The following is a 15,477-nucleotide window of genomic DNA, read 5'->3' on the forward strand; positions in this document are numbered from 1 at the left end:
GATCACATTGAGAACCACAAGCGGCCATACGGACATCCATCAAATCGAAGTAGACGCCCGGCGACTGCCAGGAAGTCGCCGGTAACGCCATTCGCCTTACTTTGCGGCCAGATCGTAATAGACCCGGAAGCCGTTCCAGCTCCAATTCTTCATGGCCTTGTTGACGCCCGCAACATTGTAGATTTGGAAAATGAAGGCATGGGGCCCTTTCTCCATCATCTCTCTCTGAAGATCGATATACATCTGCTTGCGCTTGGCCTCGTCCTTCTCGAACAAGGCTGCGTCGACCTTCTTGTTGACGGCCTCGTTGAAATAGCTCGCACGCCAACTCGGATACATGGTCTGCTTGGCTTCAGCCCGGTTGTCGGGATTGAATATCTGGCGCGAAGCATTGCCATGCGCATCCGGCACGGTAGTCTGCCAGCCCATCAGCGAGGTTTGGAACTCGCGGCCCCGGATACGGCTGAACAATTGCGCATTGGCCATGCGCTCAATCTTGATTTTCACACCCACCTTAGCGGCTGCGTCCTGAATGCTCTGAGCAATCGGAGCTGCATAAGGCGCGGTACTGATAAACATCGTCGTCTCGAAGCCCCTCTCGTAACCGGCTTCCTTCAGCAGTTCGCGGGCCTTTTCAACGTCAAGTTTGAAGGGCTGTCCTTCCTTCTCATCCAGCGCGCCGAAAGCACCGAGCTGCACGAAGCTCGCACGCGGCACGCCAACATTGTTGATTACCGTCTTGCCGAGACCTTCGTAGTCAATGAGATAGCGCATAGCGAGGCGCACCTTCTCGTTGGCAAAGATCGGATCGGCATTGTTGAAGTTCCAGTAGAATAGCGAGGGCTTCAACGAGCGTGAGGCGGTCACCTTGTCCTGGGTTTCGAGATCGCGCAGGTCCTCTGGCGTCAGATCACGAGCAATGTCGATGTCACCTTTTTCAAGCAGCAGCCGTTGAGTTCCCGCTTCCGAAACATGGCGGATCAATACCTGCTTGAGCTTCGGTACTTCTCCCCAGTAATTATCGGTCGCCTGAAGTATTACCACTTCCGCGGGGTTCCATCGCATCAGCTTGTAGGGGCCGACGCATTCCGATCGAGTGGCCAGGTATTTGTTGCCCATGTCATTATCGACCTGGTTTTCCATCAACACCTTCTGATTAAGAAGGCTGGCTACCCGGTTGGCTGCAATCGCTGCCAGGATGAGGTTGACCGGATAGGGCTTGTCGAGCTTGAAAACCACCGTATTGTCGTCCGGTGCCGAGATGGTCTGGTCCACATTCTCCTTGGTGAAACCGTATTCCGTCAGCGTCGCGGCATTACCGAAACCGAGCTTGACCGCGCGCTGGAGCGACCATGCCATATCCCCTGCCGTCGCCTTGTCGCCATTGTCGAACTTCAGATCATCGCGCATGTGGAACGTGATCTGCAGGCCGTCCTGTGAGACATCCCAGCTTTTGGCGAGTTGTGGCACGATCTTGGTTTCGTCAGCCGGATCAAAATCCACCATCGGGTCACAGATATTCTGGATGATCTCGTTGGTAGCGGCCTCGCCGATCTGCGCGGGATCAAAAGTGCTGATAGCGTCGATGTTCCATGCCATGACAAGCGCATTCGGCGGTGAGGCGGCTTCAGCCGCGAACGGCGCAGCGCCCATACCGGCGGCAAGCGCAAGTGCTGTCGTGCAACGCAGGATGGATGTCGTCTGTCTTTGCATTGTTGTCCCCTTTTTATGGTTGGGCATTTTCAAATGTGCTGCGCGCGGACGCGCAGCACCAAGTGCAATCATTCAGCCGTTTAATCTGCCGGACGCGGCTGAAGTGGTGGATTGACTTCAGGTGGGATCGGGCAAGTGTAGGGTGTCTTTGCCGTGCGGGCCTTGTGATCAGCTTTGGCGTCGCTCAGGATTTTCTCGTTCTGAAGAACATCTAGCGCCGTGCCCGCCATCACCTTGGCGGCATAGACCATGCCCTTATGCGCGGCCGGCATTTTGCCTTGAGCGGTGATCTGCCACGAATGACCGGGCGAACCGATCGCATGCGTTGCCACGCGCGCCTGAACGGTTGGCACGACCCAGCTCACATCACCCAGATCAGTGGAACCGATCATCGGCACACCTTTCTGCTCGCGCGGCAAGACGTAGTCGCAAAGCGGTTCATTCTCCGCCAGCGGTTGGCCAACGCGTAGATAATCAGTTTCTATGTCTTCCTTCGACAAGGTTGCCTGAATCTTGGCGGCAAACGCACGGTCCGCATCATCGAACGGCACACCACCCAGGCGCTCCATGTTCGAATGCATCGCGATTTCGAGCGGCGTGTTGCCCAGGAGGTTCGAGACAGCGCTCATGATGGAAATGTCGACGGTCGTCTCCGTCATCATCGCAGCGCCTTGGGCAACCTTCTTCACCCGTTCATTGAGGGCGAACATGCCCGGCAGGTCGGTAGCACGAATGGCATAGCGCACCTTGGCCTTGGCCTGCACGACATTTGGCGCGATACCGCCCGCATTGAGATAGGCATAGTGAAGACGGCAATCAGAAGGGATGTGTTCTCGCAGATAATTGCAGCCGACACTCATCAACTCCACCGCATCCAGAGCCGAACGCCCCAGATGCGGTGCCGCGGCGGCATGGGAGGCTCGTCCGGTGAATTCGAAATCCATGCGCGTATTGGCGAGCGACTGTGCGTCATCCACCTGTGTGAACGAAGCCGGATGCCAGCAGATGGCAATGTCGACATCGTCGAAAGCGCCGGCGCGCGCCATGAACGACTTGGCCGCGCCGCCTTCTTCTGCTGGGCAACCGTAATAGCGTACACGGCCTTTCTTGCCGGTCTGTTCCAACCAGTCCTTGACCGCCGTCGCGGCCAAAATGGCAGCGGACCCCAGAAGATTGTGGCCGCAGCCGTGGCCATGTCCCGTGCCAGGGATCGGGCGGGGTTCCGCAATACCGGCTTCCTGGCTGAGGCCAGGAAGAGCATCGTATTCCCCCAAGATTGCGATGACTGGCCCGCCCTCGCCGGCCTCGCCCATCACGGCGGTGGGAATGCCAGCCACGTTCTCGGTGATACGGAACCCCTGTTCCTTCAGCATTTCAGTATGCTCGGCACAGGACCTATATTCGGTATAAGCGATCTCCGGCATGCCCCAGACTCGATCACTCAAGGCTTCAAAATCAGCCTTCTTCGCGTCCACAAGATCCCAGATCTCTTCACCATTCTTCACGGCGTATTCTCCCCACATTACTTCTAAAGATTCTCGTCGATGAAACGGGCAAGCGCGCCAAAAACACGACGGCGATTTTCAATGCGTGCAAAGCCATGGCCTTCATGCGGAACGCGCAGATATTCGACAGGTTTGCCGAGACCGCGGAGGCACGAATAGACCATTTCGCTCTCGCATGGCGTGACGCGCGGGTCCTCCAGGCCGTGCGCGATCATCAATGGCGCGGCGATGTTGCCGATCCGATTGATGGGTGAGAACCGCTCCAGTTGATCCCGCATGGTTTCGGCATCGCCATATTCGATTGCACGCAATTCCTTGCGCCAAGGTCCCGTGGTCTGCAGCAGGGTGAGGAAATTCGCGATCCCGTAATATTCGACGCCCAGCTTCCACAAATCTGGATATTCCGTCATGGCTGATAGGACCATGAACCCGCCATAGGAACGGCCGAACACACCGATACGGCTCTCGTCCACATCATCGCGTGCCCCGATCTCCATGCGCACCGCCCAGAGATCGGCTACGCTGTCCATACGCAGCTCACGGTCATCGAGGTGCTGATAGGCGCGGCCATAGCCAGTGCTGCCGCGAATATTGGGCGCGATGACCATGATGCCCCGCGCCAGCATATACTGGATGTCAGCCCGGAAGTCCGGCTTCCACTGGGCTTCGGGGCCACCATGTACGATGATCATCACCGGATAACCATCAGGGCCGGCTGCACGTTCCGGCTTGTAGACGAAATAAGGGATTTCCAGACCATCGAAACTTGCGACGCTCGTTACCGTGGGTTCCACAAAGGCTGGCAGTTTCACCTTAGCCTTCGGCACGTCCGTCAGGCGCGTGAAAACACCGCTTTCAACATCGCAGCGCCAGATATCGCCCGACATCGTGGCGCCTTCCACTGGCATGATCAGCGACGTGCCGTCAGGCGCCCACGCCATCGAAGCGACGACCGCTGCAACCGGCATCTCTAGCTGTTTCCGTACGACTCCGTCACGGCCGATCAGAACCACATCGTTCCAGCCCTGACGGTTCACGACGAGTGCTATCGCGTTCTGGTCAGGTGAGATTGCGAGCGCTTCGACATCTCGCCCTTCGAAAGCGGCAAGTTCTGTCAGCGTTGCCACACCGTGCGGCTTGACCATAACCGAGAGATACTCACGTTCCTGATCGGCAATCAAGAGAATGCCGGAACCGTCCTTGAAGAATTTCGGAGCCTGATAGCGCGCCCGGCCCTCATGTGGCAGGATGTTCTCATAAGCGCCTGTTTCGAGATCGAGACGGCAAAAATCCTGATCCGTCATGGCACGCTGGCAATCATTGACCAGAAGCGACTTGCCATCGGGCGCAAAGGCGGCGGGCGTGCGCCAGCCGGCACCTTTGTAGACACATTTGGTCTCGCCCGTGGCAACGGTCATCACATAAATGTCCATATGCGAACGGTCGCGATAATTGGCGCCATAGGCGATCTGCGTTCCATCCGGCGACCAGCAGCCCCAGGCGTGCACCACCGTCGTATCAGTGGTGAGGAGACGCGGTTCTCCTTCGGCGTTTTCGATCAGCCACAGCTGGTGACGCTCATCACCACCCCAGTCGGTGGTTATGAGCAGATCACGGCTCTTCGGATTGAATGCAAGATTGCCGACCGGTTCTGGTAGGTTGGTAATCTGGCGTGGCCTGCCGCCCGCGAGCGGGCGCGCCCAGACCTGCGCCGTGCCGCTTTCATCGCTAAGATAAACCAGAAGCTCACCATCCGGCGAGACGGCTGGCTTTACTGCCTTGCAGATATCGATGTAGTGCGTCATCGAAAGCGATGTCTCGGCGGTTCTTGTATCGAACATCGAACTGTCCTCAATTCCAGGCATTGCAGTGTGGGCTTAGGTCAATTGTCTCGCCAGCCGGGCTGATGCGGCTGTCAGTGCATCTGCCATCGGGCCGATTGTCGACTGATGATTGGCAAGCGTGACGATGGTGAAATTCGCTTCCGGCCAGGCTTCCTTGAGTTTCCACGCCGTCATCATCGGAGTGACAGTATCGTAGCGCGCCTGCACAATTTCAGCGGGAAGGTGTCGGATACGATCGATGTTATCGAGGAGATAATTGTCTGGAAGAAAAGCCCGGTTGACGCAATAATGGGTAAAAATGCGTGATACAGACAAAGCCGCTTCCGGCTTCAAAAGTTTGGAAACATGGTCCGTGTTCGGTTCGAAAGTTTGTGTACGTGCCGAAAATCCTCGCAGGCTCTTGGCGGCTTCCTGTTCTTGTAGCGGGTTTCCAGAGGTTAGCCGCTTATAATAAGCGGTAAGTAGATCGCTGCGTTCGCTTGCCGGCACGAATTCGGCAAATTTCTGCCAGTGGTCTGGAAAAATAGCCCGACAGCCATAGAACCACCAATCGACATCTTCCTGCCCGCCGAGAAATATGCCGTGCAGCCGAAAGCCGAGGCAACGCTGCGGGTATGCCAGGCCATAGGCAAGCGCAAGACAGGATCCCCAGGACCCCCCCGCCACGAGCCAGCGCTCGATATCGAGCTTTTCACGCAGGGTTTCCATATCCATGATCAGATGCTGTGTGGTGTTTTCAGCAATTTCAGCGGCAGGGGTGGAACGACCCGCACCACGCTGATCAAAGGTGATGACGCGATAGGTATCAAGATCAAAACTGGCTACCTGCCTGGCTGACACGCCTGCACCAGGACCGCCGTGCAGAAAGACCGCTGGGATGCCTTTCGGATTACCATATTCCAAAACGGAAAGCTCATGCAGATCGCTGACCGGCAAGCGGAACTGCTGCGTCGGTTGCGCAGCACTTACCGCATCACTGGCGCCGCTTTGAGGCGCCATATCATTGAATAGCTGCGCCTTTTCGTCAGAAGGGTAATTCCTCCCCTCCGGAACGCACTTGGCTTCCGTCATTTATTTCCCCATTTTTTTGCGCTCGTTTGAAAGGCGCGCCAGTCTTAGTTGCCCGAAGCTAATCTCTCTCTTTTTCAAAAGCTTAAAGAAAAGCTGAGGAGCATCCTCCCTTGACTGTCAATTTTGTTGTTTGAAATTTATAGGCAGCAAATTTAGGCTTTGGCCAATGCAATTTTAGACTTGCCATTCCAATTTGGAATAGGTTGCCATGCGCGGTCATATCGTTGATAGGCTTATCCCGCCGGGGCTCGAATAATACTGATCCGTTAGTGTGTTGAAGCTGACGTTGCCAGCATCTTCAGAAAGAGATTTAAGGCGTATGGAATAGTCCCTTACGATATAAACAACCGTTTCAAGACAACAGAACTTGCAAAACCCCAGCAAGCTCTGCAATCTCAGCGAGCTATTCAATCCAGGCCATAAATGCCGGTATGAATCTCACCATCTGTACCGCACCATGCGCGATACATGCCCGGACTGTTGAACGGCAGACTGACATTGCCTTTACGGTCTACCGCAACCAGACCACCAGAACCGCCGATTTCACCAAGTTCACGGACAACGGTGCCGGCTGCTTCGTCGAGTGATTGCCCTGCCCAGCGCATCCGTGCATCAATTTCATGGCCCACCGCCCAGCGGATGAAATATTCTCCGTGACCCGTGGCGGAAAGCGCAACCGTCTGATCGTCCGCCCAGGTTCCCGCGCCGATGACCGGGCTGTCGCCAACGCGTCCCGGCGTCTTCGCAGTCATACCACCCGTGGAGGTAGCAGCAGCCAGATGTCCGAAGCTATCCAGTGCGACAGCGCCTACCGTGCCATGCTTGCGGGCTGGATCGCCATCGTCGGCTGCGCCGCTGCGACGACGTTCCATTTCGTCATGCAATGCCTTGCGGCGTTGTTCTGTCGAAAACCATTCGGGAGCCATCATTTCCAGGCCCGCCGCTTCGCAAAAACGCTTTGCTCCTTCACCCGCCAAAAATACGTGTTCGGTCTTTTCCATGACCGCACGTGCCGCAAGAACAGGATTGCGCGGGCCGCAAATTCCAGAAATTGCTCCACAAGCGCGCGTAGCGCCATCCATGATGGCTGCATCCATCTCGTGCGTTTCGTCTGCGGTGAAAACAGCTCCTCGCCCGGCGTTAAAAAGCGGATTTTCTTCCAGAGCCATTACAGATGCCGTCACAGCATCGAGAGCTTTGCCGCCCTTACGTAAGACGTCCAGTCCAGCCCGCAGGCATTCACGCAATCCGGCATGATAGGCCGCTTCCTTCTCTGGCGTCATATTGGCCTTGAGAATGGTTCCAGCGCCGCCATGCAACGCAATTACGGGGACGAATTTGGACATTTTATCTCACTGTTAAAGAGGGTGTCTAAGTCGGAGACAGGTTGCAGAGCCTAACGATCTATCGAAAAGTATCCGCCCGTTTCGACTGGTTCGTTTCGCTTTGGGTGTTTTCAAGTTCCTTCGGAAGAGGCAAGCTCGAGCAGCGCAGATGCATCTCACGAACGAACAATTTTCTGCGCTTCTCGTCGTTCTCTTTTATGGCTGCCGCAATGCCGAGCCCGTAGGGACCGATAAGCAGGCCTGGAGCCAAATCGGAAGCCTTCGTTTCTCTCGCCTCATAGTTCACAGCCTCAGCACGAATTTCTTCGCACTGCGGCGACTGCCATTTGGGGTCCTGAGATGAGAGGGTGGCTGCATAATTCTGCGGCGATGTCGTGCACCCCGCCGCTGCCAGTGAAAGCAGGCAAACGACCCCTATCCCTGAATGTTTGATTACCATTTCGATCCATTTCCGTGCGCGATGAGTTTCAACGACGATGCGAACGCTCTAATCCGAAACATGGCCATTTCCTGCGAGTATTGCATCCGCAGCCAACCCGCCTGCCATGCGATAATCGTCCGACCACTCTTCATCATCAAACACGCAGAGCGCAATCGTCGCGCATCGCTGCCTTTCCCGGAGGATGGCAAGCGCGATTGCGTCAACAGGTGCTATTCTTTCGTTGGCCTCTGAGACTTCGAGCCACAAATTTCTGGCCGCATCTACAATGTCACGGGGAAATTCCATGCCCTCTGCCTTTTAACGTGGTCCAATGCGGAGCAATTTCGGCTCTTCGAATCACAAGCTCGTACTTGCCGTTCCTATATCGTTTCATAGTTCAACGTGTCAGACACTTCTCAACAACGCCGCATTGAATGAACAAAAAGCACCATTCGGCGGATACAGCTCCATCCAAGTGCCGGCTGCAATATCCCGGCTACTTACCGGTACCGTCAGAAAGCCTGTTAGCCCTATAGGTCAGACTTCCCGGTTCAGCAGCATCCACATCGATCCGGATATTTCTGATTTCGATGGCATGTTGGTCAGCCGGGAAATCCAACATTTGCCCCGTATCCGGGGTTTGCAGATCATTGGCAGTGTAACCGCGGATTTCGAAACGCATCCTGCCATCGACAACGCCCCGATAAACGATATCAAAAATAGTGCCGGACTCATTGGGATCGTATTCGCCAGGATTCGGTATCTCCAACCCTTTTGCATAATCGCGCGGAGGGATGATGGGATCGTCGCTTAGAACAAACTGCGTCTGACCAAAGGTGTTGGTTGCCGGTGCGGGATGGTGCGATGTCTCTTCAGTGCCCGTTGAGACCTCTGCACCTGCGGCTTGTTGCGCATGCAATTCGGGCGGGAAATTCAGAAAACAGACAGCGACCAAGTATATTGTAAGCCATCGGCTTATCTTTGAACGTTTAACCATCGGCTCTTCTTTTTCCTGAATCGCAAATTACCCCGCTGTTTTGACCGAAACGCAACATGCAGGCAATCCCGCATGTCAACTGCTGTTCGCGCTGAGGGCATGGTCGTAACCGTCACGATTTTATGACTGCAATCCTAAGCACCTTAGGTTAGGGTCAGCCCGGGAAGATCACCGTCCGAAACCTCAATAGAGAGGCATGGCATGACCGTTGAAGCCAGATCTGTTCGCATCATTCGGACAGTTGTTGAAACGCTGCGGCCACAGTTCAATGTGGAGTTATGGGACGGTACGCGCATAGGCGCATTCGACGGTCCGTCACTGGTGATCAACGATCCGACGATCGTTCGGCAGCTCCTTCTCAAACCGAATTACGATTCACTGATCGAGATATGGACCTCAGGTCGGGTCGATATCAGCAATGGTACAATCTTCGATCTCGCCAAAGCCAAAACCGACGGGAGCGTGAAGAACAGGCTGAAGGAGTTGCCAAAATGGCAACTCCTCAAGGATCTCCCGGCTCTTCTTTTTGCTAGTAAACCCAATAGACGCGATGTTCTTGACGGCAAGGAGCCTTTCGTCAGCGGATCGAACAAGGAGGCAATCACGCATCACTACGACGTCTCCAACGAGTTTTACCGTTTATTCCTCGATGAGCGAATGGTTTACACCTGCGGCTACTTCACGGACTGGGCTAATGATATCGACCAGGCACAGAAGGACAAGCTGGAGCTCATCTGCCGAAAACTGCGATTGAAACCGGGGGACCGGCTTCTTGATATCGGGTGCGGTTGGGGCGCTCTCCTGATTTATGCTGTGCAGAATTTTGGTGTCATCGGCACCGGCGTTTCGTTATCGGAAGCCCAAACGGCGCTGGCGCGAGAAAGGATCAAGCTGGCAGGACTTGAAGACAGGATTACCATCCACGTCAAATCCTATGCAGAGCTTGACGGTCAGTTCGACAAGATTTCATCTGTGGGAATGTTCGAACATGTTGGTATCGCCAATTACGACAGCTATTTCAGCGCCGTCCATCGACTTCTGCGCCCCGGCGGGCTTTACATGCATCACGCAATCACCCGGCGCATGAAAAAGGACAAGAAATCCTTCAAACGTAAAAGCGCAGAGCATAAGGCTCTGGTGAAGTATATTTTCCCTGGTGGGGAACTCGACCATCTTGGCATGACAGTAGAAAACCTCGAAGGGCACGGGTTTGAAGTCCACGACGTCGAAAATCTCCGCGAACATTATGGCATGACGTGTCGGTTATGGTGCGAACGCCTCTATAACAATTTCGATAAGGCCGTCGCTGAAATAGGTTATCCGAAAGCGCGCCTATGGCTGCTCTATCTTGCGGGATGTTCGCTGGCATTTGAGCGAGGAACCGTCCAGATCAACCAGACTCTGGCCTCGAAGCGCAAACGCGGTATTTCCGCTGTGCCTCAGACCAGAGCGGATATTTATGCGGGGTTCGAAAAATCTGACAGCTGAGAGGCTGCGAATACCCCTCCCTATCCTTCGCGAAGGCTCTATTCCTTTTTGTAAAGTGTACGCGACCGTTCAAGATGTCGAAGCATGGCAGCTTCAGCGCGGTCTGCATCCTTGACGGACAGACAATCCAATATCTCCTCGTGTTCCACGAGCGTATATTTCTCTTTGCCGGTCCAGATAAGCATATGAGTGTGATACTCCTTCAGCCAGGCAAGCATGGCTTCGCTCACGGCCACTAGAATGGGATTGCCGGAAATCCTGGCTATCCGGACATGAAACTCCATATCGGCTGCGATAAAGGCGTCTGCGTCACCGAGCGATTCCCGCTGCCGTTCGATGATCTGTCGCAGTTCAGCGATATCAGTCTCGGTAATTTTCTGCGCGGTCTCGCGGACGATGCCGCGCTCGAAGAAAATGCGCGCGCTCTTCAAATCTTCCAGCGTGTCCATTGACTGCGCAAGCATGATCTTTGCGGTTGGATCCACCTGCTGGAAAATCGATCTTGCAGTCAGCTTCAACACCTTGGCACGCTCGCCGTGTGAAATGCTCACCAGTCCCATTTTGGCGAGCGACTGCATTGCCTCGCGAATTGCAGGGCGACCGACACCGAAACGTTCCATCAGCACGCGTTCCGACGGCATCTCGTCTCCCGGCTCCAGCTCGCCGGAAGTAATCATATTTTCGAGCCGATCAAAAACTTCGTCGGACAATTTGCGACGAACAATAGGTTCGAATGGCTGGTTCATTACATCTCACCCCTCAGGCGCTTTTCCTTCTTATGCATCTTCGACTGTCCGGAGAAAAGCTGTTTGCCCACAGCAGCCCGAGCGCCGCACAATTTTTCACTTGCGCATAATGGAATACTCATTATACCAGTCGACCTGTAAAAGCCAGCGAAGTATCGCGGGCAACGAACCAATCGCCTGTTCCGGTAGTAGCCATGTACATCCACCTGACCTATCGCATTGAGACCACCGGCAGCATCGAACAGATGGCCGCGAAGATTGCGAGCGATCAGTCGACCGGCACGTTTGTCGCCGTTCCGGGTGAAACGGAAGAACTCAAGGCGCGCGTCGCGGCGCGTGTGCTGGAAATCCGTCCGCTGGAAGACGCAACGTGCCCCACATGGCCAGAGCTTGAACCCGGACATGGCCCAATCAAGCGCGCGGATGTCGATATCGCATTTCCGCTTGATGCTATCGGCACCGATCTTGCAGCACTCATGACGATAGCCGTTGGCGGCGTTTATTCGATCAAGGGCATGACCGGCATCCGCGTCGTGGACATGAAGTTGCCGGAAGCTTTCCACACAGCACATCCCGGCCCTCAATTCGGTATCACCGGAAGCCGTCGCCTTACCGGCGTTGCGGAACGTCCGATCATCGGCACCATCGTCAAGCCGGCACTTGGCCTGCGTCCGCACGAAACCGCAGAACTGGTCGGCGAGTTAATCCAGTCTGGTGTCGATTTCATCAAGGACGACGAGAAGCTGATGAGCCCGGCCTATTCGCCGCTCAAAGAGCGCATCGCCGCGATCATGCCGCGTATTCTCGATCACGAGCAGAAAACCGGCAAGAAGGTCATGTATGCCTTCGGCATCTCTCATGCCGATCCTGACGAAATGATGCGCAACCATGACATGGTGCTGAAAGCAGGCGGCAATTGCGCGGTAGTCAACATAAATTCCGTCGGCTTTGGCGGCATGAGCTTTCTACGCAAGCGTTCGGGTCTCGTACTTCATGCCCATCGCAACGGCTGGGACGTCCTGACCCGCAATCCAGGTGCAGGTATGGATTTCCGCGTTTATCAGCAGTTCTGGCGTCTGCTCGGCGTCGATCAGTTCCAGATCAACGGCATCCGCGTGAAATATTGGGAGCCGGACGAAAGCTTCGTCAATTCGTTCAAGGCCGTCAGCACACCGCTGTTTGAGCCATCCGATTGTCCGCTTCCTGTGGCGGGGTCCGGCCAGTGGGGCGGACAGGCGCCGGAAACTTACGAGCGCACGGGCCGCACCACGGACCTGCTTTATCTGTGCGGCGGCGGCATTGTCAGCCATCCGGGCGGCCCGGCAGCTGGTGTTCGTGCCGTGCAACAGGCCTGGGAAGCGGCTGTCGCGGGCATCCCGCTCGAAACATATGCAGCAGATCACCCAGAACTTGCAGCCTCGCTCGCAAAATTCGGAAAAGGCGGCGAGTAATGTCAGAGGTTTCCAACAGACTGCTGCTCTCCTATTACGGCGACGATCTCACCGGCTCGACCGATGTCATGGAGGCACTCGCTTCTCACGGCGTCGATACCGTTCTGTTCATGAATGTTCCGGATGAAGAGCTGCTTGCCCGTTTTTCTCATTGCAAGGCTATCGGCCTCGCGGGTACCAGCCGCCTGACCCGCAATCCAGGTGCAGGTATGGATTTCCGCGTTTATCAGCAGTTCTGGCGTCTGCTCGGCGTCGATCAGTTCCAGATCAACGGCATCCGCGTGAAATATTGGGAGCCGGACGAAAGCTTCGTCAATTCGTTCAAGGCCGTCAGCACACCGCTGTTTGAGCCATCCGATTGTCCGCTTCCTGTGGCGGGGTCCGGCCAGTGGGGCGGACAGGCGCCGGAAACTTACGAGCGCACGGGCCGCACCACGGACCTGCTTTATCTGTGCGGCGGCGGCATTGTCAGCCATCCGGGCGGCCCGGCAGCTGGTGTTCGTGCCGTGCAACAGGCCTGGGAAGCGGCTGTCGCGGGCATCCCGCTCGAAACATATGCAGCAGATCACCCAGAACTTGCAGCCTCGCTCGCAAAATTCGGAAAAGGCGGCGAGTAATGTCAGAGGTTTCCAACAGACTGCTGCTCTCCTATTACGGCGACGATCTCACCGGCTCGACCGATGTCATGGAGGCACTCGCTTCTCACGGCGTCGATACCGTTCTGTTCATGAATGTTCCGGATGAAGAGCTGCTTGCCCGTTTTTCTCATTGCAAGGCTATCGGCCTCGCGGGTACCAGCCGCAGCGAAACGCCGGAATGGATGGAGAAACACCTCACCCCGGCATTCAACTGGTTGAAAGGCCTCAATGCGGCTATTGCGCATTACAAGGTCTGCTCGACCTTCGATTCCGCACCGCATGTCGGCAATATCGGCAGGGCCGTGGAAATCGCCAAAGCGATCTTCGATCAGGCCTATGTGCCCTTGATTGTCGGCGCACCACAACTGAAGCGTTACACGGCTTTCGGCAATCTGTTCGCCGCCTATCAGGGCGAGGTCTATCGCATCGACCGCCACCCGGTCATGAGCCGCCATCCGGTCACGCCGATGCATGAGGCGGATCTGCGGTTGCATTTGGCTCAACAGACAACGCTTAAAACCGCACTCGCAGACCTTGCAACCCTTGGCTCGCAGGACGTCGATGATCGCGTCAGCGCTATCGCCAACAATGTTGACGGCATGTTGCTGTTCGACGTCGATAGTCATGAAAGTCAGCTGCAAGCAGGCGAACAGCTCTGGCGCTTGCGTGCCCGCGAAGGCTGGTTCGTCGCTGGCTCGTCGGGCGTTGAATACGCGCTTCTGGCCGCATGGACCAAAGCGGGACTGATTGGATCAAAAAGAGAGTTTCCGCTCCCCGGCAAGGCAGACCGCATTGCGGTCGTTTCAGGAAGCGTATCGCCCACGACGGAACGCCAGATCCGTCATGCGACAGCATCAGGCTTTACCGGCATTGATCTCAATCCCCTCGAACTTGTCGGCGAAAACAGCAATCAGGTAATCGAAACGGCTATTGCTGAAGGCGAGAAGGCGCTCAAACAGGGCAACAGCGTAATCCTTAACACCGCACTTGGTCCTTCTGCTGATCGCGGCACTGAGATCGACAGGATCGTAGGCAGCCGTCACAAACTGGCGCGTAGCCTCGGATTCATACTCCGCAGCCTTGTCGAGCGCGAAAGGCTTACCCGCGCAGTCATTGCAGGCGGGGACACTTCCAGCCACGCATTGCGCGAATTGCATGTTGACGCGCTCACCACGCTTTTGCCGCTTCCACAAACTCCGGGCTCGCCGCTTTGCACTGCACATAGCACTCACGCTGCAACCAATGGCCTGCAGATTGCTCTCAAGGGCGGTCAGGTCGGCTCTGACAATTACTTCAGCCAGATTCGCGACGGAACACGCGTCTAATCTGGAATACTCATTGACTGGTTATACCAGTTGCGATACCAAAACATGGGAAGGAAATTTCAATCATGACAGCTATCGCTTTGTTCGGAGCGGGCGGCAAGATGGGTTACCGTCTGGCCAAGAACCTCAAAGGTTCGCGCTTCGACGTACGCCACATCGAAGTCAGCGACGCAGGCAAGGCCCGCCTCAAGAACGATCTTGGCATCGACACCGTCGACGCCGATGCTGGACTCGAAGGCGCTGAAGTGGTCATCCTGGCCGTGCCGGATACCATCATTGGAAAGGTTGCCGCAGGCATCGTCGACAAGCTCAAGCCCGGCACGATGGTTATTGCGCTCGACGCGGCTGCGCCATTTGCCGGTCATCTGCCCGAGCGTGCAGACCTCACCTATTTCGTGACCCATCCGTGCCATCCGCCGATCTTCAACGACGAAACGGACATGCAGGCCAAGAAGGACCACTTCGGCGGTCTGTTTGCAAAGCAGCACATCGTTTCGGCTCTCATGCAGGGGCCGGAAGAAGCCTATGCGCTCGGTGAAGAAATCGCCAAGGTCATCTGGGCGCCTGTCATGCGCTCGCACCGCGTTACCGTTGAGCAGCTTGCAATCCTCGAGCCGGGCCTTTCGGAAACCGTTTGCGCATCGCTTCTTGTCGTCATGAAACAGGCCATGGATGAAAGCATTCGTCGCGGCGTTCCAGAAGAAGCAGCTCGGGATTTCCTTCTCGGCCATATGAATGTTCTCGGCGCCGTCATCTTTGGCGAAGTCCAGGGCGTATTCTCCGATGCCTGCAACAAGGCAATAGAATTCGGCATTCCGGCGCTGATGCGCGACGACTGGAAGAACGTTTTCGAACCGGAAGAAATCGCAGAAAGCATCCGTCGCATTACGTGACGTCACTTGGGGGGGCGGCGCACGCTCTCCCCTTTTTCC

General features: G+C 55.8%; 14 protein-coding genes. 5 read left to right on the top strand and 9 right to left on the bottom strand.

Going from position 1 to position 15,477, the window contains the following annotated elements; all coding sequences use genetic code 11:
- Positions 1 to 96 precede the first annotated feature (96 nt).
- The 8 genes from JNC63_RS19705 to JNC63_RS19740 all read right to left on the bottom strand — a co-directional run bounded on the left by JNC63_RS19705 (position 97) and on the right by JNC63_RS19740 (position 8,897).
- Positions 97 to 1,713, bottom strand: coding sequence for an ABC transporter substrate-binding protein (locus tag JNC63_RS19705; protein ID WP_162994784.1), 1,617 nt, complete (start codon positions 1,711 to 1,713; stop codon positions 97 to 99).
- A gap of 80 nt (positions 1,714 to 1,793) precedes the next feature.
- A complete protein-coding gene (locus JNC63_RS19710; RefSeq protein ID WP_006472104.1) occupies positions 1,794 to 3,218 on the bottom strand; it encodes a M20 family metallopeptidase in 1,425 nt (474 codons plus the stop codon).
- Positions 3,219 to 3,241: 23 nt separating this feature from the next.
- The gene (locus JNC63_RS19715) at positions 3,242 to 5,059 is read right to left on the bottom strand and encodes a S9 family peptidase (protein ID WP_006472105.1); all 1,818 of its coding nucleotides are present in this window, start codon (positions 5,057 to 5,059) and stop codon (positions 3,242 to 3,244) included.
- Positions 5,060 to 5,095: 36 nt separating this feature from the next.
- Positions 5,096 to 6,133, bottom strand: coding sequence for a prolyl aminopeptidase (pip, locus tag JNC63_RS19720; RefSeq protein ID WP_006470116.1), 1,038 nt, complete (start codon positions 6,131 to 6,133; stop codon positions 5,096 to 5,098).
- 407 nt (positions 6,134 to 6,540) lie between these two features.
- Entirely contained in the window at positions 6,541 to 7,479 is a 939-nt protein-coding gene (locus JNC63_RS19725) for an isoaspartyl peptidase/L-asparaginase family protein (protein WP_006470115.1), read from the bottom strand.
- Between the two features lie 58 nt (positions 7,480 to 7,537).
- Positions 7,538 to 7,918 (bottom strand): hypothetical protein, encoded by a 381-nt coding sequence (locus tag JNC63_RS19730; RefSeq protein WP_006470114.1) that lies wholly within the window; start codon positions 7,916 to 7,918, stop codon positions 7,538 to 7,540.
- A 48-nt stretch (positions 7,919 to 7,966) separates the two neighbouring features.
- Positions 7,967 to 8,206, bottom strand: a complete 240-nt coding sequence (locus JNC63_RS19735) for a hypothetical protein (RefSeq protein WP_006470113.1) — start codon at positions 8,204 to 8,206, stop codon at positions 7,967 to 7,969.
- Positions 8,207 to 8,396: 190 nt separating this feature from the next.
- Positions 8,397 to 8,897 (bottom strand): hypothetical protein, encoded by a 501-nt coding sequence (locus JNC63_RS19740; protein WP_006470112.1) that lies wholly within the window; start codon positions 8,895 to 8,897, stop codon positions 8,397 to 8,399.
- Positions 8,898 to 9,098: 201 nt separating this feature from the next.
- On the opposite strand from JNC63_RS19740, the gene JNC63_RS19745 reads away from it, so the two are divergent.
- Entirely contained in the window at positions 9,099 to 10,385 is a 1,287-nt protein-coding gene (locus tag JNC63_RS19745) for an SAM-dependent methyltransferase (RefSeq protein ID WP_006470111.1), read from the top strand.
- Between the two features lie 38 nt (positions 10,386 to 10,423).
- On the opposite strand, the gene JNC63_RS19750 is transcribed toward JNC63_RS19745, so the two are convergent.
- Positions 10,424 to 11,131, bottom strand: coding sequence for a transcriptional regulator NanR (locus tag JNC63_RS19750; RefSeq protein ID WP_006470110.1), 708 nt, complete (start codon positions 11,129 to 11,131; stop codon positions 10,424 to 10,426).
- A 194-nt stretch (positions 11,132 to 11,325) separates the two neighbouring features.
- Here JNC63_RS19750 and oiaX point away from each other — a divergent pair, with 194 nt between their 5' ends.
- From oiaX to JNC63_RS19770, 4 genes are all read left to right on the top strand, one after another.
- Positions 11,326 to 12,582, top strand: coding sequence for a 3-oxo-isoapionate-4-phosphate decarboxylase OiaX (gene oiaX / locus JNC63_RS19755; RefSeq protein ID WP_039853580.1), 1,257 nt, complete (start codon positions 11,326 to 11,328; stop codon positions 12,580 to 12,582).
- Positions 12,582 to 13,199: a RuBisCO large subunit C-terminal-like domain-containing protein gene (locus tag JNC63_RS19760; RefSeq protein WP_115168609.1), complete on the top strand. Its 618-nt coding sequence runs from the start codon at positions 12,582 to 12,584 to the stop codon at positions 13,197 to 13,199. Before oiaX ends, JNC63_RS19760 begins: the two co-directional genes overlap by 1 nt.
- Positions 13,199 to 14,545, top strand: a complete 1,347-nt coding sequence (locus tag JNC63_RS19765) for a four-carbon acid sugar kinase family protein (protein WP_006470108.1) — start codon at positions 13,199 to 13,201, stop codon at positions 14,543 to 14,545. Before JNC63_RS19760 ends, JNC63_RS19765 begins: the two co-directional genes overlap by 1 nt.
- 65 nt (positions 14,546 to 14,610) lie before the next feature.
- Positions 14,611 to 15,438: a phosphogluconate dehydrogenase C-terminal domain-containing protein gene (locus JNC63_RS19770; protein ID WP_006470107.1), complete on the top strand. Its 828-nt coding sequence runs from the start codon at positions 14,611 to 14,613 to the stop codon at positions 15,436 to 15,438.
- Positions 15,439 to 15,477: the final 39 nt, after the last annotated feature.

It is taken from the genome of Brucella ciceri, assembly GCF_041930145.1.
Lineage (GTDB): Bacteria > Pseudomonadota > Alphaproteobacteria > Rhizobiales > Rhizobiaceae > Brucella > Brucella intermedia.